Raw genomic sequence first — 21245 nt, forward strand, 5'->3', positions numbered from 1 at the left:
ATGCCCAACCGCTCCCACTTCAACCCGGCGCACAGGATGATGAACCGGCTCAGGAGGGAGGGCAGAAGGCACTCGAGCGCCGTGGACTGGAAGGAGCCTGATTTTACCTTTCACTTAGCGCAGGTGGCGGACGCAGCCACCCTGCTCCGCGAAATTCCGTCTTCATCGATTCAGCTCGCCATTATCGATCCCCCCTACAATCTCGACATCGCCACTTGGGACAGGTTCGGGGACTACATTGGGTGGGCACGGAGTTGGCTGACCGAGCTGCCACGCGTTCTTTCGGAGAGAGGAAATCTGGTCATCTTCGGTGGCTTCCAGTTCCGGGACGAGAGGGGCGGGGACCTACTGGAGATAATGCACCACCTGCGTCACAGCTCGGGGCTCCGCCTAGTCAACCTTATCGTCTGGAATTATTCCACTGGGATGAGCGCGCACAGGTTCTTCGCAAACAGGCATGAGGAAATCGCCTGGTACGCAAAAACAGACAGGTACTACTTCGACCTTGACGCGGTCCGAGAGAAATACGACCAGCGCACACTCGAGCAGTATATGAAGGACGAGCGCCTCAACCCAGACACCCTCCGAAGAGGCAAGAACCCCGGCAATGTTTGGCGCATCGAGAGACTCAGCGCCAACTCGCTGGAGCGGGTCGGGCATCCCACGCAGAAGCCATCGGAGCTCGTCCGCAGGCTTGTCCGGGCGCTCTCCTACCCCGGCTCGGTCGTACTCGACCCCTTCGCCGGCTCAGGTGTCACGTTTCGGGTTTGCGCTGAAGAAAAGCGGCACAGTATCGCTTCTGACTCGGACCCTGACTTTCTCGGCTACATTGAGGCGCAAAGGAAATTGATGGACGTGGCCCCGGACGCCTACCGGCTACTCGCGGGTGGGAATCTCCAGGGCTTCTTCAGCTCGGTCAGGCCCTACTAGTCTGGCCCCCTCTCGAAGCTCCAAGCGCCCATCAACCTGCGAGATATGATGAGCTTATGGATTTCTGAGGTCCCCTCGTATATCTCGAATACTTTCGAGTCTCGGAAGAGGCGCTCGAATGGGTTGGGAGCAGAGAGCGCTCTGGGGCCCATGGCTTCCAGTAGCCTTATTGCGACATCGTTGGCCACGGTGGTGGCGCGGAGCTTCGCCATCGAAATCGCTACGGTCGACTCGAGCCCTCTGTCCCTCCTGTCCGCGGCCCAGAGCACGAGTAGGCGCGCGGCCTCGAGCTCTGCTGCGCACTCTGCGATTGTGAAATGGGTCGCCTGTCCCATCTGGGGGTCTCTCCTCCCAAGCTCGGTCGCTGCCTCAAGCGCCCCCAGCGCCGCCCCAACCGCTTGGGCCCCGATGCCTATCCTGCCAGCATCGAGCGCCATCATCGCCTGCCTGAAGCCATCGCCCTCCTTTCCGAGAACGCGAGTAGCGGGAATCCGGCAGTCTTCGAGCACAAGCTCGCAGGTTTCGTCGGCGTGGAGGCCCATCTTGCGCTCGACCTGCCCCACGCGAAAGCCCCGGTCTCCTTTCCTGAGGATGAACATCGTCTGGCCCCGGGCGCCTTTCCCCCGCCCTGTGGCGGTAAGGACGTTGATGACCTCGCCATGGCCATTGGAGATGAAGAGCTTCACACCGTTCAGGACCCACTCGCCCCCCTCCCTGACGGCGCTTGTCGAGACCGCAGAGACGTCCGAGCCCGCTCCCGCTTCCGTGACGGCAAAGCCGGCCAGGTACTCTCCCGAGCAGATGCGCGGCAGGAGCTCCCTTCTCTGCTCCTCCGTCCCGAATTGGAGAATTGGCAGAGTGCCCACTGAGTTGTGGACCGAGAGAACCGCGCCCAGCGACGCCGATGCCTTCGATATTTCTTCTATGGCGAGCGCGTAAGCCACCGCGCCCAGTCCTGCACCCCCGTACTCCGGAGGCACCATGATGCCTGCGAGACCGATTCTTCCGCACTCGAGCAAGAGCGTCCGGGGAATTGAGGCCGCGCGCTCGAGTTCTTCAGATTTAAAGGAGGCGCCGAAGCGACGCACGCCGTCAAGGAAATTCTCCAGCTCCCGGGACACCCCGAGGTCCATCTAACATCCACCCTCGGTAGAGGTCCTCAATCCCTTCTTGATTGTCCTCTCCATCTCATCTTTGATCGCTACCTCCTCCTCCCAGCGGTCGAGGGTGTCCAGAATCTCCTTCATCTGGCGCCAGCAGGAAAGGCATATCCACTTTTTACCGACCTGCTTCATCGGCCTCCGCCTGTAGCCGATGGTCTCGCAGAGCGCACAGCACCTCATCTCGCCGGTCCTGTGCTCAATGTAGGTCTCCATCGCCTGCCCCTTGAGCACCCTCTCAAGCACCTCGGCCTTTCTGAGTTGCCCCTCCCTATCCGCGGCGCGCTTCATGGAAATCAATGGATGATGACCGATGGATTAAATAGCGATTGCGGTCGCCCCTACTTCAGCCCCCTCTCTGGCATCGTCACTGGGACCTCCACCTCGCCAAGGCCCGGCTCGGGCTTCTCCGTCCATCGCCTCCAGCTCCGATGGACATAGGCCCCGAGGGCAATCAGAAGGAGGGCGAGGCCGGCGGCAAGGGCGAGCAGGCCTTGGTTGGGTTGCCTTGGGGCGGTGTAGGGCTCGTATTTGATGGTGAAGACGCGAGTCCCGGTGTTGCCCGCTCCATCAGTCGCCCTGACATGGAGCTGGTTAGTGCCGGGCTCGAGAGAGACCTCACCCCACCAATCATCCCCGGAGGGGGAGATTCTGCATCGGCTCCAGGTCACTCCGTCGATGCTGAGCTCGACGGATGAGACGCCGGAAGGGTCGGAGGCGAGGCCCGTGACCTTGATGGTCCTCCTCGAGACCCTCTCGCTGAGCGGACTCTTCAGGCTGACCACCGGCGGCGAGGTGTCTACTGTGACGGGAATATAGCTCACCTGCCTCCTCTCCCTCCACACGTTCCCCGCCCGGTCGTAGACCCTGACGGATATGGTGTGGTTCCCCTCTTCAACCCGGACCTTCCCCCTCCAGCTCGTGTTTCCGGAGGCGAGAGTGAAATTTTTATCGTCGAGGCCGAGCTCGACAGTTGCGATTCCGCTCTCGTCGTCGGCGGTCCCGGAGACGTTGACCACTGGGTCGGTGAGGATAGCGCCCTCCACCGGTGAGAGGATGTTCAGGCGGGGTGGAATCTGATCGAGCACGACTTCGACCGGGGCGATATTTACATTGCCCGCCCTGTCGACCGAGCTCACGGGAATTCGATTCCAGCCGGGCGTGAGGTTGACCCTTACGGAAAAGGTTCCGAGTTCCGAGAGTTCGACCGGCAGGTCCGCCACTGTAACGAGCGCGCCCGGCTCGGTCTCACCGAAGACAACCACCGAAGAGAAGTTGGTCAGGGATGCCGACGGCCAGGCATTGAGAGGAGGCGGGATGGTGTCGAGGAAAACGATGACTCGACAACTGGCCTCGTTACCGGCGGAATCCCGCGCCCTCACCACAACAAGATTCTCCCCCTCCTTCAGGACCAGAGAGGCCGAGAAGCGCCCGTTGTCCTTGAGGGGGACGGGCACGGGGTCGTCGCCGACGAAGACCATCGCTCCCGGCTCCGACCTCCCCTCGACCCTGAGGAGGGAAGCGTTGGTGATAAGGCCCTCCACAGGCGACTCGAGCTCGAGGAACGGGGGCTCGAGGTCGACCTCAACCGATATCCCCGTCCGGTTCTCGAGGCCTGCGCGGTCCCTGACGCGGGCGACGACCTCCCAGCTCCCCGGCCCGAGCTCGAGAGTGCAGTTCCAGAGCTGCCAGGGGGACGGGCCACCCCGGTCTGTGGCCGCAACCCAGCTAGCTCCACCGTCGCGGCTCAGCTCCACTACCGCTACCGCGTCGTTGTCGCGCGCGCTCCCCCAGAAGTCCACGATCGTTGAGTTGACGAAGCCGTTCGAGGGGAATGTAAAGATAACGCTCGGAGGGCTGGTGTCTATAACGAGGAAGACCTCCATGGCGCGATCCACGTCCAGCGGGCCAAGGAAGGCTCTGGAGAGACCACGCCACTCGGCGCTGAAGTTGTAGGGCGAGAAAAATCTCCGGCCGGAGCGTGTGGTCTTATATTCGGAGAGCGCAGCCCTCACCCAGCCTGAGGCGTCGCTGGAAGCCCTTAGCGCCTCGCGCCCCTGGCTGTCCAATACCGTCACGTTCGCGCCTTCCGCCGGTGTGCCGTCCCAGAAGACCGTCCTGATGCCCACGGGCCATGAGAGGTTGAGCTCGCTGCCATCGTCCTTGAACTCTACAAGGTTGGGACTGTAAGTGGAGTTCAGGAGGGAAACAGTGGAACCTAGTAGGTTGAACTCGAACCCTCCCCCGACCCCCTCCACGGAGGAGTTCAGCAGCCAAGCGTGGGAGTCGATAAGCATCAGACCGTATCTGAAGCCTCTTATCTGGGTTCCGTTGAAAAACACTTGGGATTGCGTGCCGTAGAGAACGGCATAGTTATCCTCCAGCCGGGCGCGGTTGAACTCCGCCCGGCTGCCGTCTAGTTTGACACCCGGCGTCCAGCCTTCCTCACCCGGCCCAGGGAAGCCGCAACGCGCGAGGGCGCTGTCGTTGACCCACAGCGAGGAGCCCTGGGATATTGAGATGGAGGTGTTCGAGTCCTGATACCGGGCCGAGAGGAGGGAGCCCCCCCTCAGTACGAGCGCGCTCCCGCCCGTGACCCTGACCCTGAACTGGTCGTTGAAAGTGCAGTTTATCAGGAGCGTGGAATTGTAAAGCTCGACGAGCCCTCCGCCGCTGATGGTCAGGTTTCCACTGAGAACGATGGTCTCGTTGTATCTCCTCTCGGCCGAGGAGTTCACCATCCAGTCCCCAGTGAGCTCGGTCGCCCTCGGAACAGCCACTCCACTCTCGCTGGCCGGTGCCGGGGTTGTTAGGGGGGTCAGGAGAATTGCGCCCAGCACCAGAATTCCGGCTCCTATGCGCATGCTCCCCTCCCTATTGGTGGTGCCGGTTTAAAGCATTCCGGTCCTCTCCAGCCAGCGCTAGAAGCCGACGAAGTGCAGAAGCGGCATCGCCCGCGGTGGCGCCGTATGGCAGAAGGGCCAGCGTCCCCTCGAGAGTGACTCTGTGAATCTCGCAGCACCTCGCCACCGCGAGTTCCCTGGGCCCCATTCTAGACCGCGCGAGCTCGCGCGGGCAGATGTCGACGAAAACTGGCCTTCGGTCGTACACGAGCCTGAAGGTCTTTTCGGTCAAGCGACAGCCCGCCAGAATTACAGGGCCGGGAGGTAGCGGCGGTGTCTTGTCCAGATATAGAAGCTCCTTCCCGGCCACCTCCATACAGCCAGCCTCGCAGGGGAACATCACACTACTTCCTTCGATTCCGGGGGTGCTGGAGATGAGGTCGAGTGCGTCCACGAGCACTGGCTCCACCAGCAAAGGCGATTCGAGCACACCCGAAGCCAGCGCTGCATTCACGAGCTCTAGGGTCTTGCTCGGTCGAGGGGGGACGATGTCCACGACCTTCACAGTTGGAACGCTCTTGCCCCCGGTGATGAAGGATATGTGGTTAAACTTTCCAAGAACAACGACGGTTTCCTTCTCCGACCTCGCGGCGATTCTAGCCATCATGTGGGGATTCTGGACATCGCATTCAGGGTCGCGGACGAAATCGGTTTGCGCGGGGAGGGAGTGAACCGTCACAGAGGTTATCTCCCGCAACAGCTCTAGTCCCCTCCTCTTCTTCACCCCGACGACCCCCCAGCCGCCTCCGCTCTCGAGAATTATGTAGTCAGTCCCTGTGAAAATCTTCCGTCCGACCAGGCGGTGCTCTAGCTCTTCACGGGTCAGCGGAAAATCGACCCTTTTATAACCCACCTCCCTGCACCGAGGGAGCATCATTCACTCCACCAGCCTGGCGCCTGCAAGGTCAACACCTGAGATGAAGACATCGCCGCGTCCCCTCATCATTTCGACAATAGCGTCAGTGTCGCCTACAGCGAAAACCGAGTTGCCAATCATTGATACACTGGCGAGTCCCACGCCTTTGGCGGACACAGCCCGCGCGAGCTCCAGTGAGGCCCTCGACACCAGTCCCGTCCGGTGGACGAAGTTCAGGGAGAGCTCGAAGAAGCTCTCAAGAGAGGGCTTCTTTAGGAACTCGGTAAAACACCTGGAACCGGCGCGATTCACAGCCCGGCGTCGGGTCGGGTCCCGGAGAACTTCTTTGGTCCTGAGCGGCGGACCTGTTACACAGAGCACGACCTCCCTCTCCTTCGCCAATAACCTGTCCACGAAACCCCGGGGTGGCAGGCCGGGTCTCAGCCTGATCTCCCAGCCGCCCCTCGTCTGGGCTGCCACGTCCCCCAGGCCCGTTCCCTCCTCAATCTCGGCTCGGTGTGCGGCCTCTGAGGCCGCGACGAGGGTATGGGGCAGTCCGAGGGCAGAGTAGAGGGCGAGGGATGCACTCAGGGCTCCGGCAGCACTCATCCCCAGCCCCTGCGACACGGGTAGCTGGAGGGTGGTCCGGACATCAACCGCTAGCTCTCTTTCGCCAAGAATGTATCGAATTGCCCGCTCCGTTGTCCGGGCCCTGCACCTCCGGTTGTTGATGAAGACCCTGACTGTCTGTGCTCGCGCCTCGCGGGCTTCGACCCGCGTCGTTGCGCCGAGGACTAGGTTCACGCCCGCTCCAAGCGAACCCGCCGCGAGCGGATCGCACTTCCTGTCGCATATCCTGAAAAAGCCGGTAATGTGCCCCGGACAGAATGCCGCGCCTCTCATAGAGCCTTCGCGACCTCGCTCAGAATGGCATCCGCGGCCTCGCTCTTCGTCCCTGAGAACTTCTTCACCGGCCCTTGTCTAGAGAGAATCAAAATTTCGGTGGTTTCGGCGGTGACCTTGCCCACATCATTGGCCACCGCAAAATCGGCGTCTGATGTCTCCATCATCTCCCGGGCCCTTCTCTCGAGCTCCTCCTCCCCTATCCCCGACTCAGCCTTGAAGCCCACCAAAACCCCCTTGAAGCGCCGCCGGAGGGTCGCCAGAACCTTGGGCGCGGGCCGGAGCTCTATTACAATCGCCCTCTCGGAGCCGAGCTTCCCTGGCGTCTTTTCGACGGTGTAGTCGGATATTGCCGCAGGAACGAGGATGAGGTCAAAGGCCAGCCCGGAGCGCTGGACCAGAGCGTTTAGGGATTCGAGAGTGTCGAAGCGCTTCGTCGGGATGAGGGGGGGCGGGGCCTTGGGGCTCGCGCCGTACCAGAGCTCCACATCCGCGCCCCTTGTCCAAGCTGCGAGGGCGAGCTCTGTTCCAGTTTTTCCGGTGGATATATTGGTGATGCAGCGAACGTCGTCTATCGGCTCCCGGGTGGCGCCCGCGATGATAAGTACTCGTTTGCCTTTCAGGTCGCCCCGGCCAATCAGCCTCACCACCGCCGGCACGATTTCCTCGACTGACGCCATCTTGGCCTTGTTCTCCTCTATTCTGGGCGGTATGAACTGGACCCCGAAGGCTTTGGCCCTTTCGATGTTTTCCTTCATCGCAGGATGGTTGTACATGCTCTCGTGCATCGCAGGGGCTATCATCACGGGTATCCCCGAGCCCAGCGCCGTGGCCGCGAAGGTGGTCACGGGAGTGTCGTCAATGCCGAGGGCGATTTTGGATATCGTGTTGGATGTGCAGGGGGCGATGAGAAGGAGGTCCACTCTATCCGGGACCTTGCCACAGAGAGAGACGTGCTCAGCCTCGCCCGTCAGCTCCGTCACCGGTCGGTTCCCGGATGCGAACCAGAGGGCGTCGGGATGGATTATCCTACAGGCGGAGGGCGACATGACGGGGAAGACCTCTGCACCGTTCCGGATGAGCTCCCGGACGAGCCGGACGCACTCTACTGCGGCTATGGAGCCCGTTACGCCGAGGGCGATTCTCTTCCCTTCCAGTCTCCTGCTCTTTGTTCCGCGCAGTTCGGTGGACGGGTGCATGGCCGCCCGATTGGGGAATCTGGTATTTATTGTTATGCACAAAGTATATACGCCCTTATCGGACCATCAACTACCCGAAAAAACGCTGAACAAAGTAATCATGACCAGCCCATATATCCCCGCAAGTAGAGCTCCATCGCGACGAGGCCTATTAGCCCCACCCCGAAAGTGGCCGCTATCATCGCTCGAGAGCTCTGGCTAAGCTCCTTCGAGCCGGCGCGGACGATCATAAGCTTGTTCAGAGTGCTCATCAGGCAGGCGAGCACCGCCACCTCTCCAGCTAGGAGGGGGCTAAGGTGGCCTGTGAAGGCGAGGGTGCTCACAGAAAAAACCACAGCGGCGCTCGAAACAAAACCCGCGAGCGCGGTCATGTATATTCCGGCACTGCCCCCACCGGAAGGAATTCGGGAGAAGAGGTACACTACCACGGATATAAGTCCTATGAGCAGCCCCATGACCAACGCGGGCCTCATTGCGAATGGCGATTCCATCCTGAAGACCTTGCCCTTGGTCTCCGTTGCTCCGGCGACTGACCATATATAGTAGAACACTCCCAGCGACGCCATGAGGAGCGAGGGGAGAAGGAGCATTATTGCCGTCCCTAGTGTCGTATCCGATAAGGCACTGATCAGAATGTTGCGCGCCAGCATGCCCGTGTTCGCCAGCAGCACACCCGCGGTGGCAGGTTTGGCTGTGGCTGGGTATTTCCGGACGTGGGCTGCGAGCGACGCCGCGGCGGCCTCCGAGTTGACCAGTCCGCCCAACGCCCCTGTGACCGCGAGACCCTTCCGGGCTCCGAAGTACCTGATAGCGAGGAAAGACACGAACGAGAGAAGGGAGACCAGGATAATAGTGAGCACGACCGCGGAGAGGTTGACGATTTTAGAGAGATTGAAGCCGCGAATGACCACTTCGCCCACGGAGAGAGTTATAGGGTAGAGGATGAAGGCCACGAGAATGAACTGCAGTGCACCCATCATCTCCGCCTCCGTGACCGCCTCTGCGAAGGCATGGAGTTTCCCCTTGGCTAGGAGGAGAAAAGTGGTCGCTACCCCCACAGCCACACCTTCTATGAAATAACCATAACCGATGAGCACACCGATTATATACGTAACAAGGAGCGCCACCGGGGATGTCAGTCCCGTCAGTCTCAGTGAGTGGCGAATCCAGGCGTAAACGATCGCCATCGCTGCGAAGGCTCCGAGGCCCACCGTGACTGCGTATTCAACGTCCGTGGCCATCTCAAGATAGGCGAAGAGCATCCCGCCCACTGAGATCAGCGGGTAGGTCCTCACGCCTGCAATCACAAGCTCGCGCTCGCGGTGCTGCTCCCTCTCGAGACCTATCAAGCCCCCGATCGCGAGAGAAACTGCCAGTCGTAGCAGGAACTCGAGCTGGTTCACGAATCAAAATCCGCTTCCTGACTATAAACACTTATCGCCGCGGGGCTAGACTATCGCACTATTCCCTATTCCGCCTGAATACGGAATCCACCATCCTTATAATATATGTAGAAGCGGCCCTTCATGTGCTTAGCAAGGTTCGAGAGGGCCTCATAGATCGCACGCTCCTCCATTCCGAGGGCCCGTGCCGCCTCCGGGGTCGACCAGGGCTTCGACTCAAAATCGCGGGTTCTGATGTAATCGAAGACCCTTCTTTCGGCCTCCGTCAGCTCCTCCTCGCCCACGGGGTTCGAGTATGGGCGCGGATTTAATAAATCTATCGGGGTCCGGCGCGGGGCGACTCTTATGGAGGACGCGAAGACCGGTGTCGGGGTTCACGCTCTTTCCCGTCGAGCCTCTCCCTGTCCCTCGTCCCCGGAGCCTTCGGAACCACGATGAACCCCCTCTCAAGAGTCCCCACGACCTCGCACAGGCTTGGGTCGCTCCTCCAAAGAAGCACCGTGTAGGCGGCCATGACGGCGTCAAGGGCGTCGCCGTGGTGGTCGAGCTGAGCTCCACTCATCGCCTTAAGCTCATTTATTTCATGCCTGAGCGGGCCGAGCTCCACACGCGGGTAGCCGGAGGGCAGTCGGTCCTCCAGCATCTCATGTAGCCTCATTAGAGCGTCCCTTTTCACACTCAAAGGTACGTTCTTGAACCGTGGCCGCTCCCCGAATATTTTCATCCACGAAGCCGTCGGGTAGACCTCGACGACAGCCCTCTGCGCGCGTGAGGGGAGCTCCGCAACTAGTTCATATCCGGAGCCAAGGGCCCGGAGCTTTTCCAAAATAGCGACTCCCCTGCAGCCCCCGTACCAGCGCCGGAATCTGGTAGGGTTGGTAGGAAAGACACGAATTCCCATCCTCATCAACGCAAGCTCGCAGTCCCGGATGCGGGCAGTTTCCGCCGGAACCACGAGTGGCGCGTCGATTCCCAAGGTGCACTCCCCGGGGCCCATGCGCAGACAGGCCTCAACTATCTCATTGTCACCAGAGCATTCCCTGTACTCGAGCACAGTCCCCTCCTCATCGAGGGAGACAAGAGCAGTTCTCTTCTCATCTGGGTCAGGAGCCATCTTCCATGCGAGGTCCACACCGATGTATATCAACACTGAAACCTCCCGCGTATCACCCCGGCGCCCATCTATCCTCTGGAGACCAGAGACAAGGTACATTTTGAGCGTTTCGGAAATAATGATAAAACCAAATTATTTTGTTGCACCACCAAACTTATATACATCTGGCGCGTATAGGACAATCGGGGGGAGAAACTGTCTGCGCTTGAGGTGGACCTTGAAGAGGTGGAGTACGTTCAGGACACCAAACTGACCATAAGGGGCTCGCGCAGGCGTACCACCATTCCCAAGGCGATTGTGGAGAGGCTTGGGCTCTCCAACGGTAGCAGCATACGCTGGGTGCTCTTCAGGGATGGTAAAATTATCGTACTCCCGGTGTCCGTGACTATCCGGCGCGCGGTTCCCCCTCGGGGCTCGGTCTGCTCCTCCCCCTCTCGCCGGAATACCGTATTCCCGCGGAAGAAGTCGTGAGGTGAGTCGCTGCCCGCGAATGCCCTGCAGATGCTGATGATTTTTTTCTTCGCTTTCATCTACGAGCTGGTCGACTCCTCGCTGGGGCAGGGCTATGGGACCCTTGGCACCCCGACCTTTGTTCTTCTCGGGTTCAACCCGAAGGTTGTGGTTCCGGCTATACTGCTCTCGCAGGCGACAGGGGGCCTTGTCGGCGCCTACTTCCACAACCGCTTCAGAAACGTTGACTTCAACGGCTGGGGGACTGGGGACGCAAAAAAGGTCTATTTCATCGTCGTCTGCGGAATTACGGGCGTGATAGTGTCTAGCGCTATTGGAATCAGGCTCTCCGGGACGGTTCTCTCGTATTATATCGGAATCGTGGTGCTGGTGATGGGCGCGCTGATTCTCTCTGGAGTTACCATCAGATTCACATGGCTCAGAATGGGCGTGATAGGGGGCATCAGCGCCTTCAACAAGGGTATATCGGGCGGAGGCTACGGACCGGTCGTCGCCGGGGGCCAGACCATAATTGGAGTTGACGCAAAAGCCGCCGTCGGTGTGACGGACCTCGCTGAGGCCCCCATCTGCCTCGCAGGCTTCGCCGTCTGGAAGTTACTCGGCGGTACGCCGGTCGTAGAGGTGACCCTGCCGATGTGCGTCGGCGCGGGCCTGGCACCCGTTATCGGCGCCTATATAACCTTCAAGACACCGCCCCGTCTCTTTAAAAGAGTGCTCGGCGTCGTTCTCCTGATTCTCGGGGCGCTCTGTTTATTCAAAATTCTCAACCCCTGATTTCGGACTTACCAGAGCACGCATGAGTGGGCCACCCCAACGCCCGGCTTGGGTAATAGCAGCACTTCGGTCCCGAGGGGGAGCAAAACACTGGCTTGGTGGCCGTTCACAGCACTCGCGTGAGAGTCCCGAGGGGCGGTCTTCTAGGCCAAGGTTTATCTCACAGATGTGATTTCGCTCCTTGGGAGCTGAGCGCGATGCCAAAAAATATCGTAATATTCGGCGCGCCGGGGGCCGGAAAGGGAACGCTTGCGGAGAAGATAAAGAAGCTGAGCCCGGTCGTCCACATAAGCACCGGAGACCTCTTGCGAGAAAACGTGCGCGAAGGGACCGAGCTCGGGAGGAAGGCAAAGAGCTTTATGGACGCGGGGAAGCTTGTTCCTGACGAGCTGGTCATAGACATGGTCAGGGAGAGGCTTTCCAGGGATGACATTGGGGAGAGGGGCTTTCTGCTCGACGGCTTTCCCCGGACGCTCGAGCAGGCGAGGGCGCTCGATGAGTTCTCAAGGGTCGACGCGGTCATCGTGATCGACATAAAGAAGGAGGAGCTGAGGAAGCGCATCCTCGGCAGGCGCTCATGCCCTAAGTGCGGGAAGATATACAATATCTACAACCCCGAGCTCATGCCCAAAAGGGAGGGCGTGTGCGACGCCGACGGCGAGAGGCTCATCCAGCGCGCGGACGATAACGAGGAGACTTTCGAGAAACGCTGGAGCACCTACCTCGAGCAGTCGGAGGGCGTGATAAAGTACTACTCCAGGAGGCCGGAGCTGGTTCACCACATCGACGGGACGCGCACAATGAACGTCTCTGATGAGGAGCTAAGGAAGATAGTCGCCTGACGGCTCGGGTGGAAAGGGTCGGTATCGAGCCGACAGCCTATCGCGCCCTTCATGGTGGGCATCCGCCGGCTAGGTGATGTGACAATATGATTGCCCCGGGGTCGGTTTTCTGCTACTGGATTGGTGACGAGCTGTCGGGATGAGAGAATTCGGATTATGTCGTGGCGGAGGCGCTTCGAGAATTCCTTTCTTAACAACCCGGACTTCCCGGACTTCGGGGACGAGGCGAGGGAATGGGGAATCGTGTTTTAAGGGTCAAGAGATGCGGGCGCTACAAGGGGGCCAACACCATTTTATTGTACTGGCCCGGTGGATACCAGGGATTGAATGTTGGGAGAAATTCGGATTCTTGGATTGAGCCTGCGAATCATCTGCAGGAATGAATCGAGGGCAGCGAAAGGGACAAATATGCTGTCGTTCAAAACTTGTCCAAATAGCTCACCGATGCGACGCATCTCGAGCAGTATTAGGTCCCTCCTCTCCCGATAATGATGGATGATGCGTGTGACGAAGCGTTTCTTGAAGCTGATGATGTTCACCAACTGGATGGGGGATATGAGGCGCGCCGGCTCCTTCTGTATCGAGAATATCTCCTCCAATTTGAGACCGGCCATACTGGAGAATCCGAGTAACAGGTATCCGTCCGTGACCCAGGGATACGCCCGTCTTTCTCTATCCCTCCCCATGCTCAGTGTACCGACCGTAGCCCAGAACCTCACTTCTCGATGAGTCGTCCGTGGATAGCGGAACTCACAGTGGAAGTGAGCCTTTTCGGTCCTCAGGCTCTCCTCCACCTTCCTCCAAAATGGCGGCCGCAATAGCTCCGCCAGCTCCAAAATCCTTACTGCGCTCCGGGCCGCACTACTCGCCGCAATATATAGACCGCCGCTCCCAATGACGAGAACCTTTACCGGGTGGTATCGGAGTGCGGGGGAGGAGATTTGAACTCCTGAAGGCCTACGCCACAGGCTCCTAAGGCCTGCCCCTTTGACCGCTCGGGTACCCCCGCGCGGCGCGTGATGAGGCGCGGACGATATAACTGTTTTGAGCCGCCCCAAGAACACCATCGCGGGGCCCAGCGGGTTGGCCCCTCGCACGGGTCGGTTGCACTGGTCTCCCCGCCGAGTCCCCCGCCGCGCTAGTGGGAGAGAATCGAGCGACAGGGGCCTCACCTCGCTTCCCCCGGTTGATGCAGTTAAAACCCGGAGCCGCGGGAATAGAAGGGGGAGAAAAGCGGGCGGAGTTCGGGTGGTCTCCGGGCCGGCCGGAAGATATCTTTAAGCCAGGAAATTCCAATGCACCATCATGCTCGAGGGAGGCTCCCACGTCCCCAAGAAGGTCTTCTTCGTCAAAGGTGTAGGTAAGCACAAGGAGAAGCTGACGAGCTTCGAAATGGCTCTCAGGGACGCCGGCATCGAGAAATTCAATCTCGTGCGCGTCTCCTCCATCCTACCGCCCCACTGTAAGCTCGTGAGCAAGGAGGAAGGTCTGAAGGAACTCCAACCCGGGCAGATAGTCTATGTCGTGATGAGCGAATGCGCCGGCAATGAGCCCAACCGCCTGATCGCGGCCTCCATAGGGGCCTCGATGCCTCTGGACTCCTCTGCCTTCGGCTATTTAAGCGAGCACCACGCTTTCGGGCAGAACGAGCAGATGGCGGGGGATTACGCCGAGGACCTCGCGGCCTACATGCTCGCGAGTATGCACGGAATTCAGCTAGACATGACCAAGGACTACGACGAGCAAAAGGACATCTTCACGATAGGAGGAAAACCGGTCAAGACGCGCAACATCACTCAGAGCGCGGTCTGCGACAAGAACGGCCTCTGGACCACTGCCATAGCCGCGGCGGTCTTCATTCTTTGAAAGCATGAGAGTAGCGCTGAGTGGGACCCCCGGCACCGGCAAGAGCTCGGTGGCCCGGGAGCTGCGCGGGCTTGGGGAGAAGGTTGTGGACCTGAACGAGCTCGCCCGCCAGCGTGGCCTTCTCGGGAGGAGCGACCGGCGGAGGAGGACTCGGGAGGTCGACCTCCACCGCCTGAACAAGGTCGTGCGGAGGGAGTTCTCCGGAGGGAGGGTCTTCCTCGAGGGGCACCTCTCGCACCTTCTCGATGTTGACAGGGCGGTCGTGCTCAGGTGCAGCCCGCGAGTCCTCAGGCGAAGGCTGAGGGCGAGGGGCTACCCAGAGGCCAAGGTCAGGGAGAACAGCCTAGCAGAGGCGCTGGACACAATAACGATCGAAGCGGTCGGGCGGCTCGGGAAGAGGAGTGTGGTGGAGCTGGACGCGACGCGCAGGAGCCCACGCAGTCTTGCCCTCGAGATAGCGAAAATCGCGCGCCGGGGCTTCAGGGGAGGTCGCCCTCCAGGCAGCGTGGACTTCTCGGACGACGTGCTGCGAAACCATAATTATTACATAAGAAATAACCCAGCCCGGGACTGACCGGGGAGCCCAATGGTGCTGGAGGAGTATAGGGAGCAGGCTGAGCCCTACCTAACCCCTGTTGCGAGGTGGTTCGTCCACACCCACCCCAACACGATGACTTGGCTCGCCTTTTTCTTTGCCGTCATCGCGGGCCTGACCTTCCATGCAACATCCTATCTGGGCGGCGGAGGTGTCTATATCCTCCTCCCTGGCAGTGCCATGATATTCCTGAGCGCCCTCTTCGACGCCCTCGATGGTCGGGTGGCGCGGATGCGCAGGATGGAGTCAAGGCGTGGTGACTTCCTCGACCATGTTCTCGACAGGTATGCCGATGTTGCGATAATCGGCGGGATATCGGTTAGCCCCTTCTGCGACTTTCGCATCGGCCTTTTGGCGATTTTGGGTGTCGTCTTTGCCTCATACATGGGGACGCAGGCGCAGGCGGTCGGGGTGAGGAGGAACTACAGCGGAATGCTCGCCCGAGCCGACAGGCTCGTTCTTTTAATAGCGGCACCACTCGCTCAGATGGGCGTGGAGATGTCGGAGTGGATAGGCTGGATCGCTTCGGACCACAGGATGCACTTCACCGTCGCTGGCTTCCCTGTGGCTCTCTCGATTATCGAGCTGATGATGATATGGTTCGCCGTCGCCGGCCACACCACCGCCGTCCAGCGCGCCGTGAGCACCTGGAACGAGCTGAGTGAGCGTGAGAGGGGAGAAGGAGGCGACAGGAAGGACCTTGGGAAACATGGGGCGCGCAGGGAGAGGCGTGAGAGGATGAGGAGGGGCCCCACTAGCCGGGAGGGAGGGAACGGGAGACCGGGAGGAGATGAAAGGGGTGATGAGGGGAAATGAATGGAAACGCGAGCCGTACAGAGGCCCTTAGCGGTAGCGGTCCGCCTCTGGAACTGAACGCTCCCGGAGGCTTCCGATACAACCCCCCACGGCCCGCTCCCCAGACCACGCATCCCTTCCCTTACTCGTCGTTTCATGCCCACGCTCCTGCCCTCGTTTGCGTCATTCTCCTGATTCTCCTTCTCCTGTTCCCGCTCCCGTCCCACGCGACCGCCGCCTCTCCAGATGGCTCCCGCGCCGGTTCACCTGAGCTATACATTGCCATCACCTTCCCCGCTAACGGGAGCGTGGTCGGGGGTGAGGTCTGCGTTACGGGCGAGGCGTCCGGCCCTCAGGGTGCCGCGCTTGTGGTTCAGGTCTCCATTGACGGCGGTCCCTGGTCCGCGGCGGCGGGTAACCGGAGTTGGAGCTGGGTGTGGAGCACCTTCGCCTCCGGCGATGGTGAGCATGTCCTGCGCGCAAGGGTCTCGGACGGGACTGCAGAGGCTTTTGCGGAGATCAGAGTCATCGTGGACAACACACCCCCACCGGCCAGAATATCCAGTGCGCTGCCAGCGTTCGGCCGAACCGACGCCATTGAAGGAGAGTTGATTGAATTCGCTGTCACACTCGAGGGCGGGAGCGGGGCCGAGGCCGTGCTCTGGCTGGTGGACGGAGAGCTTTGGGCGGCTGGAAAGGGCAACCTCTCATTCTGCCACTCATTCCCCCCCGGCTCAGCAGGAAACCATTCCGTCGAAGCGAGGGTGGTCAGGGGGGATGAAACTCTGGACCTGCGCCTATGGTCTGTTGAGGTCAGACCGCCCAACCGGCCGCCCTCGGTCATATCACACAGGCCGCGCGAGTTCAACCTGAGCTGTGGGGAGGGTGAGGCGCTCAACTTCAGCATTGAGGCCCTCGACCCTGACGGCGAAGCACTGGGCTTCTCCTGGAGTCTGGACGGCCTGCCAGTCGGTGAAGATGAGCCGTGGGCGATTATTAAAATTGAATCGGCTGGAGAGCACGTTGTCGAGGTGATAGTGTCTGATGGCAACGCAACGGCCCTCCAGAGGTGGAATGTGACCGCGGTTGCGCTCCGGGGCGTCGGCATCATCGACCTCGTCCCACTCGCTGTTTATTTCATCGCCGCCGCCGCGGCGGGCGTGGTATACGGAAGGAGAAAGAGGGGGGAGGTCAGCCCGCCGAAACGCTGGGCACCCGGGGAGCTGAAGGAATGCGGGAACTCCGAGGAATCGGGATACGCCCCGGCCCGAAATGATGGCCGAAGTTGAGGGCCGGATGGGAAGATGGGCCGATGCGGTGAGAGGGCAGGCCCTGGGCTAGTAGCTCCGTCGGTCTCAAAGTTCTATTCTCTCGAATATCTGGTCCCTATCGCGGGCGTTGACTATGCCCACCACCTCGAAATGCTGCTTGATTCCTGAAGTCCTTATCTTTCCTCCGAGGACGTTCTGAATCTGGAAGATGCCGGCCGAGCAGCTCATCTCGACCTCGATTCTAACGGGCTTCTCCTCGCCTTTTATAATTCTAACGTCGTTTATTGCCAGCGCGGATATCGAGTGGATGTCTTTTTTCCCCCTCTGAAAAGGTATGCGGGCCCTCCCGCCTGCCATGTCGGTCCCGTCCCCGACCTTCACACAGCCTCCCTCGACGCTTATCGCCTCCACTTCCTCGTCGTGTGTGTAAATGGCCTCTAAGGTCGCGCACTTCAGGCGCGCCAGCCTCCTCCTCTCACTCCCGTAGAGGTCCATGTATGCCGAATCGAGGAAGTCCTCGCAGAGGACGAGGGTGTGGAGGTAGTGAACGTTCCTGTGAATCGCGTTCCCCAAGTCGTGCAGGTATGCCGCCGCCATCACCACGCACTCCGCGTCCTCTAAGCTCCCCGTTTTTTCCTTTTCTATGTTGGGCTGGACGCCCCCCTCCCTCAGAAGCCTTAGAATTCGTAGCGCGTTCCGGGCAACGATGCGCGAGTGAGTAAGGCCGTGGTCGTTGTAACCGAGCCTGCCGACGACGACGATGTTCGCCATCTCTAGAAGCCCCTGGATGTACTCATCGCCCTCGAGCCTCTCCAGCAGTCTGAGCGCCTTCCTGTTGCCCCGGATCATCTCGCCGAGTTCGCCCCTAGCCTTCATCCCCATATGAATATACCCAGGTCTTTTCTCCTTCGTCACCGTGACTCCCCCCCGACGCCTCCGTCCTTTTCCTCGTCCTTTTTTTTCACGGCCGAAATCGTGTCATTCTCCCGGTTCCCGGTTCTGACCGTCGCGCTACTAGAGTCAGCCCCCGCCTCCTCCACGGCCCCTTTCCCACTTTCTTCCACTGTCATCATTTCCCCCTCCCTCCCCTTTTCCTCCACCCGGGATGCGAGATATGGCGCCCTGATCACCCTCACGAGCTCCTCCGCAGTCTTCCTCCCGACGCCCTTGACCCGCGCCAGCTCCTCCGGAGAGGCGCGGAAGACCCCCTCCACGCTCCCGAAGTGCGCAAGCAGCCTCTGGGAGAGCACACCGGATACGTGGGGAAGACCCTCGACGATGAACTGCTGTCTCTCCGCCAGCGACATCGCGCCCTTCTCGCCCCTGACGGCCGGCATCCTGCCCTCTCCCCTCTCCCTGCGCGCTATCGCCGCGAGGAGCTCTGCGGTCTCCCTCTCGTCACGGGTGAAGACGATGGGAACGCCGTAGTCGACGAGAACCGAGGCAACGGCCCCCAGAACCGATTCCCTGCTCAGGCCGCCGCTCGTCAGGGGGCTCTCACCTTCGATCAGGAGCAGGGGCCTCATGTAGGCATTGCGCAGGGCCCTGAGCTGCTGGAAGAGCCTCCCCTCGAGAAGGGAGATCAGGAAGTCACGTGATTCCTTCCTCTCCACCCCCACCCTGTCAGATAGGATAAAGTCGCCGACCGCGAGCTGCCTTGGGGAGACCCTGACGTTGAGCTTCGATAGCTCTCGGACCACGCCGGAGCTGAGCTCGCGGTTGTCAACCACAACCTCAGGCCTCGCGTCCTCGAGCTGCGCGGAGAAGTCGAGCAGGGTGGACTGCCCTCTGCTTCTTTTTCCAGCAATTCCTGCGAGGCCACCCTCCGCAATTGCGCGCTTCCTGCGCCGGCCGGCGCGCCGGTCGGCTCCAGCCTCCTTTCTTTTCGCAAGGGCTGTTTCTCCTGCGGCGGGGGCCTCTTCGATACCGTCTCCTCCTCCCGCCTTCGTACCACTATGTACGGAATAGACCAGCCCTTTCCCCTCCTCCTCCGCCCCGCTTCCATAAAAAGCCCCCATCCCTCCAACTCCCTTTCCGTTGCTTCCCTCGCCCGCAGCTCCTCCTTCACCTCGGCCGTTGTTGCCGGGTGCGCTGCCGCTTCTCTCGAGGTCGCTCCTCCCCTCTAAGTCTCCATTAGCCGCGGCGCCTGCTGGTACCACAGGTTCTTCAATCGGGGTCTCATTCTCCAGCGTCACCCCCTCTGTCTCCGCCTCATACGGGCGCGCCTGTTCGGTGGGTCCGGTTTCCGGTGCCGCCAGAGCCTCTCCAGCCGCGCTCTCGATGTACTTCATCGTGTCGCGCATCGAGGGGAAACCCACCGATATCTTCTTGGCGAGCTGGCGCCTGAGCATGTCCAGCTCCTCCATCATTCTCTTCTCCTTCCTCCGCGCGGACCAGTAGTAGGCCTCGTCCCTCGTTCCCTTCGCCATCAGTATGACGACCTTCCCAGGCATCCTACGGCCAGTCCTGCCTCTCCGCTGTATCGTCCGAATCTCGGATGGTACCGGCTCGTAGAAAACCACCATTTCCGTGCTTGGGATGTCCAGCCCCTCCTCCCCGACGGAAGTCGCCACCAGCACGTTGTACCTCCCGTCCCTAAACTGCTGAATCAGCTCCGCCTGCTCTTTTTGGGAGAGGCCCTCGTCCTCTCCCCGCGTCGCCTGCCCGACGAACCTGACGGGCCGGCAACCCCGGATACCCTCCAGCACCCTCGCGACAGTATCGGAGGTGTCCCTGTAGTGCGTGAAGACGATGATGCGAGAATCAGGCTTCAAACGGAGCTGGTCCGCAACCACCTTCCCGACCTTCTCGAGCTTCGGATGCTCGATCGTGATGTGCCTAGCCAAGAAGCGCGCCCGGATTATGTCCTCGTCCATCATAACGATTCTGGCGGCGCGTGAGTGGCCCTTGCCACTTGCCTTCTCCTCGAGTCTGTGAAAATAACTGTTCAGGGCCGAGACGCCCTGAGTCTCTAGTAGCTCCAAGGCGTGGTTGATCTCGACCGCCGCCGCCTGAACCGCAGCCGCGTGGAAGAGCGAGGGGGGAGGTCTCCCCCCGGCCGAGGCCATCCTCTGGCGAATCGCCCTCTGGGCCTCCAGAAGTTCCTTCACCGAGTGCCTCTCGCCCTTTCGGATCAGCCCGAAATCCTGAAGCACCTTCACCTGCTTCTTAAGTGCATTCTTCAGATACCCGAGCACCCTGAGCAGGTCCGGAGGCATCTCCACGACCAACCAGTGAACGCGGATGTCGTGGACATAGGGCCTCACGTCCGGGTCATACTCCCTTCTGATTTCCACCCGCTTTATGTTAAGGTTTCCGCAAACCTCGAGAATTTTCTCCGCCGTGCTCCCAGGCGATGCGGTGATGCCGAGCGCCAAACCCGCAGGCCCGTACTTCTCAGCAATGAAGACGTAGGCGTAATTCCCCACCGCCCTATGGGCCTCGTCGTAAATTATTAGTGAGAAATCGTCTAGGTTTAGGGCCCCCGAGACTAGATCGTTCAGGATCACCTGCGGCGTGGACACAATGACAGGGCTCTCCCTCCACTCTCCCGCCCTCTTCGAGGGCTCAACCTCGCCGGTGAAGGTCCGAATCGGCCCCAAGGTGAGCAATCTCTCGAGCGTCTGGGCGTGCTGAAGCACCAGGGGCTTGGTCGGCGCGAGGAAAAGGGCCCTTCCCCCGCGCCTCCTGAGTGTTTCGGCAATCACGAGCGCCGCGATGACAGTCTTGCCCAGGCCCGTCGGGAGAACCACGAGCGTCGATTCCTCCACACAGGCCCGGCTGATGCTGATCTGGTACGCCCGGGCCTCTATCACACCAGGCCGAATGAACGGGTGCTCCACGTACATTTTCGGAAAAGCACACGGCTCTGCGCGGTATTAAAGGTTGCAATGAAGTGGGTGAAAGTGGCCCTAAGAGCCAGACTCACTCAGAAATCAGGTCAATGGGTGGGTCTTCCGGTAGTGGGTCACATACCCGGCTATCCTATTCCGAAGTCCTACGTATTTAACGTCAGTTAGCTCCGCTACCTTGGCCTTATTATGCTGGTAGTCCGTTGTGAACTGGTCGGGATAGGTCTTCAGTAGCTCGATTGCCACACGCTTTATATAGGTCGGACGGATGCGGCCCATTCCTCTCTTCCTCGCTTTGGGGCGTCAGATTGG

At 60.4% G+C, this 21245-nt stretch carries 22 protein-coding genes and 1 tRNA gene; 9 read left to right on the top strand and 14 right to left on the bottom strand.

The window, feature by feature from the left end; translation table 11 throughout:
- Complete coding sequence (locus tag QW379_02425; protein ID MEM2869264.1) at positions 1-930, top strand: site-specific DNA-methyltransferase; 930 nt, start codon at positions 1-3, stop codon at positions 928-930.
- On the opposite strand, the gene QW379_02430 is transcribed toward QW379_02425, so the two are convergent.
- From QW379_02430 to QW379_02470, 9 genes are all read right to left on the bottom strand, one after another.
- Positions 927-2063, bottom strand: a complete 1137-nt coding sequence (locus QW379_02430; protein MEM2869265.1) for an acyl-CoA dehydrogenase family protein — start codon at positions 2061-2063, stop codon at positions 927-929. The two genes, QW379_02425 and QW379_02430, sit on opposite strands and share 4 nt — an antisense overlap.
- Complete coding sequence (locus QW379_02435) at positions 2064-2381, bottom strand: hypothetical protein (protein ID MEM2869266.1); 318 nt, start codon at positions 2379-2381, stop codon at positions 2064-2066.
- A gap of 50 nt (positions 2382-2431) precedes the next feature.
- The gene (locus tag QW379_02440; protein MEM2869267.1) at positions 2432-4954 is read right to left on the bottom strand and encodes an Ig-like domain-containing protein; all 2523 of its coding nucleotides are present in this window, start codon (positions 4952-4954) and stop codon (positions 2432-2434) included.
- Between the two features lie 10 nt (positions 4955-4964).
- Positions 4965-5870, bottom strand: coding sequence for a hypothetical protein (locus QW379_02445; GenBank protein ID MEM2869268.1), 906 nt, complete (start codon positions 5868-5870; stop codon positions 4965-4967).
- Positions 5871-6752 carry a GHMP kinase gene (locus QW379_02450; protein ID MEM2869269.1) on the bottom strand — a complete coding sequence of 294 codons (882 nt, stop codon included), beginning with the start codon at positions 6750-6752 and terminating at the stop codon, positions 5871-5873.
- Positions 6749-7951 carry a bifunctional phosphopantothenoylcysteine decarboxylase/phosphopantothenate--cysteine ligase CoaBC gene (gene coaBC, locus QW379_02455; GenBank protein MEM2869270.1) on the bottom strand — a complete coding sequence of 401 codons (1203 nt, stop codon included), beginning with the start codon at positions 7949-7951 and terminating at the stop codon, positions 6749-6751. Before coaBC ends, QW379_02450 begins: the two co-directional genes overlap by 4 nt.
- Before the next feature lie 98 nt (positions 7952-8049).
- Complete coding sequence (locus tag QW379_02460; protein ID MEM2869271.1) at positions 8050-9354, bottom strand: DUF4010 domain-containing protein; 1305 nt, start codon at positions 9352-9354, stop codon at positions 8050-8052.
- Between the two features lie 65 nt (positions 9355-9419).
- Complete coding sequence (locus QW379_02465; GenBank protein ID MEM2869272.1) at positions 9420-9638, bottom strand: hypothetical protein; 219 nt, start codon at positions 9636-9638, stop codon at positions 9420-9422.
- A 59-nt stretch (positions 9639-9697) separates the two neighbouring features.
- Positions 9698-10567 carry a DUF429 domain-containing protein gene (locus tag QW379_02470; GenBank protein MEM2869273.1) on the bottom strand — a complete coding sequence of 290 codons (870 nt, stop codon included), beginning with the start codon at positions 10565-10567 and terminating at the stop codon, positions 9698-9700.
- A 126-nt stretch (positions 10568-10693) separates the two neighbouring features.
- On the opposite strand from QW379_02470, the gene QW379_02475 reads away from it, so the two are divergent.
- The 4 genes from QW379_02475 (at position 10694) to QW379_02490 (ending at position 12807) form a co-directional block, all read left to right on the top strand.
- Positions 10694-10939: an AbrB/MazE/SpoVT family DNA-binding domain-containing protein gene (locus tag QW379_02475; GenBank protein ID MEM2869274.1), complete on the top strand. Its 246-nt coding sequence runs from the start codon at positions 10694-10696 to the stop codon at positions 10937-10939.
- 30 nt (positions 10940-10969) lie between these two features.
- Positions 10970-11713 carry a sulfite exporter TauE/SafE family protein gene (locus QW379_02480; protein ID MEM2869275.1) on the top strand — a complete coding sequence of 248 codons (744 nt, stop codon included), beginning with the start codon at positions 10970-10972 and terminating at the stop codon, positions 11711-11713.
- A gap of 197 nt (positions 11714-11910) precedes the next feature.
- Positions 11911-12555, top strand: coding sequence for a nucleoside monophosphate kinase (locus QW379_02485; protein MEM2869276.1), 645 nt, complete (start codon positions 11911-11913; stop codon positions 12553-12555).
- A gap of 123 nt (positions 12556-12678) precedes the next feature.
- Positions 12679-12807, top strand: coding sequence for a hypothetical protein (locus QW379_02490; protein MEM2869277.1), 129 nt, complete (start codon positions 12679-12681; stop codon positions 12805-12807).
- A gap of 41 nt (positions 12808-12848) precedes the next feature.
- Here the strand turns inward: QW379_02490 and QW379_02495 are convergent, their stop codons facing one another.
- Together QW379_02495 and QW379_02500 are read right to left on the bottom strand one after the other, a co-directional pair.
- Positions 12849-13349 carry a hypothetical protein gene (locus QW379_02495; GenBank protein ID MEM2869278.1) on the bottom strand — a complete coding sequence of 167 codons (501 nt, stop codon included), beginning with the start codon at positions 13347-13349 and terminating at the stop codon, positions 12849-12851.
- Between the two features lie 132 nt (positions 13350-13481).
- A tRNA-Leu gene (locus QW379_02500) sits at positions 13482-13564 on the bottom strand.
- Positions 13565-13860: 296 nt separating this feature from the next.
- On the opposite strand from QW379_02500, the gene QW379_02505 reads away from it, so the two are divergent.
- From QW379_02505 to QW379_02520, 4 genes are read left to right on the top strand one after another with little or no spacing between them, the layout of a single operon-like run.
- Positions 13861-14421, top strand: coding sequence for an arginine decarboxylase, pyruvoyl-dependent (locus tag QW379_02505; protein ID MEM2869279.1), 561 nt, complete (start codon positions 13861-13863; stop codon positions 14419-14421).
- Positions 14422-14425: 4 nt separating this feature from the next.
- Positions 14426-14995: an adenylate kinase family protein gene (locus tag QW379_02510; GenBank protein ID MEM2869280.1), complete on the top strand. Its 570-nt coding sequence runs from the start codon at positions 14426-14428 to the stop codon at positions 14993-14995.
- 12 nt (positions 14996-15007) lie between these two features.
- A complete protein-coding gene (locus QW379_02515) occupies positions 15008-15832 on the top strand; it encodes a CDP-alcohol phosphatidyltransferase family protein (protein MEM2869281.1) in 825 nt (274 codons plus the stop codon).
- Complete coding sequence (locus QW379_02520) at positions 15829-17100, top strand: Ig-like domain-containing protein (GenBank protein MEM2869282.1); 1272 nt, start codon at positions 15829-15831, stop codon at positions 17098-17100. The genes QW379_02515 and QW379_02520 overlap by 4 nt, the downstream gene beginning before the upstream one ends.
- A gap of 66 nt (positions 17101-17166) precedes the next feature.
- Here the strand turns inward: QW379_02520 and QW379_02525 are convergent, their stop codons facing one another.
- The 3 genes from QW379_02525 to QW379_02535 form a co-directional block, all read right to left on the bottom strand.
- Positions 17167-17997, bottom strand: coding sequence for an HD domain-containing protein (locus QW379_02525; protein ID MEM2869283.1), 831 nt, complete (start codon positions 17995-17997; stop codon positions 17167-17169).
- Positions 17994-20930 carry a DEAD/DEAH box helicase gene (locus QW379_02530; protein ID MEM2869284.1) on the bottom strand — a complete coding sequence of 979 codons (2937 nt, stop codon included), beginning with the start codon at positions 20928-20930 and terminating at the stop codon, positions 17994-17996. The genes QW379_02525 and QW379_02530 overlap by 4 nt, the downstream gene beginning before the upstream one ends.
- An 87-nt stretch (positions 20931-21017) precedes the next feature.
- Positions 21018-21212 carry a 30S ribosomal protein S17e gene (locus QW379_02535; protein MEM2869285.1) on the bottom strand — a complete coding sequence of 65 codons (195 nt, stop codon included), beginning with the start codon at positions 21210-21212 and terminating at the stop codon, positions 21018-21020.
- Positions 21213-21245 lie beyond the last annotated feature (33 nt).

The sequence above is a fragment of the Thermoplasmata archaeon genome (genome assembly GCA_038851035.1).
Taxonomy (GTDB): Archaea; Thermoplasmatota; DTKX01; order VGTL01; family VGTL01; genus JAWCLH01.

Excerpts from the sequence above, each read along its gene's own strand:
- QW379_02505 (MEM2869279.1), top strand. The coding sequence starts at position 13,861 with ATGCTCGAGGGAGGCTCCCACGTCCCCAAGAAGGTCTTCTTCGTCAAA.
- QW379_02510 (MEM2869280.1), top strand. The coding sequence starts at position 14,426 with ATGAGAGTAGCGCTGAGTGGGACCCCCGGCACCGGCAAGAGCTCGGTG.
- QW379_02435 (MEM2869266.1), bottom strand. The coding sequence starts at position 2,381 with ATGAAGCGCGCCGCGGATAGGGAGGGGCAACTCAGAAAGGCCGAGGTG.
- QW379_02470 (MEM2869273.1), bottom strand. The coding sequence starts at position 10,567 with ATGTACCTTGTCTCTGGTCTCCAGAGGATAGATGGGCGCCGGGGTGAT.
- QW379_02515 (MEM2869281.1), top strand. The coding sequence starts at position 15,008 with ATGGTGCTGGAGGAGTATAGGGAGCAGGCTGAGCCCTACCTAACCCCT.
- QW379_02485 (MEM2869276.1), top strand. The coding sequence starts at position 11,911 with ATGCCAAAAAATATCGTAATATTCGGCGCGCCGGGGGCCGGAAAGGGA.
- QW379_02530 (MEM2869284.1), bottom strand. The coding sequence starts at position 20,930 with ATGTACGTGGAGCACCCGTTCATTCGGCCTGGTGTGATAGAGGCCCGG.
- QW379_02480 (MEM2869275.1), top strand. The coding sequence starts at position 10,970 with ATGCTGATGATTTTTTTCTTCGCTTTCATCTACGAGCTGGTCGACTCC.
- QW379_02450 (MEM2869269.1), bottom strand. The coding sequence starts at position 6,752 with ATGAGAGGCGCGGCATTCTGTCCGGGGCACATTACCGGCTTTTTCAGG.
- QW379_02535 (MEM2869285.1), bottom strand. The coding sequence starts at position 21,212 with ATGGGCCGCATCCGTCCGACCTATATAAAGCGTGTGGCAATCGAGCTA.
- QW379_02430 (MEM2869265.1), bottom strand. The coding sequence starts at position 2,063 with ATGGACCTCGGGGTGTCCCGGGAGCTGGAGAATTTCCTTGACGGCGTG.
- QW379_02445 (MEM2869268.1), bottom strand. The coding sequence starts at position 5,870 with ATGATGCTCCCTCGGTGCAGGGAGGTGGGTTATAAAAGGGTCGATTTT.
- coaBC (MEM2869270.1), bottom strand. The coding sequence starts at position 7,951 with ATGCACCCGTCCACCGAACTGCGCGGAACAAAGAGCAGGAGACTGGAA.
- QW379_02440 (MEM2869267.1), bottom strand. The coding sequence starts at position 4,954 with ATGCGCATAGGAGCCGGAATTCTGGTGCTGGGCGCAATTCTCCTGACC.
- QW379_02520 (MEM2869282.1), top strand. The coding sequence starts at position 15,829 with ATGAATGGAAACGCGAGCCGTACAGAGGCCCTTAGCGGTAGCGGTCCG.
- QW379_02425 (MEM2869264.1), top strand. The coding sequence starts at position 1 with ATGCCCAACCGCTCCCACTTCAACCCGGCGCACAGGATGATGAACCGG.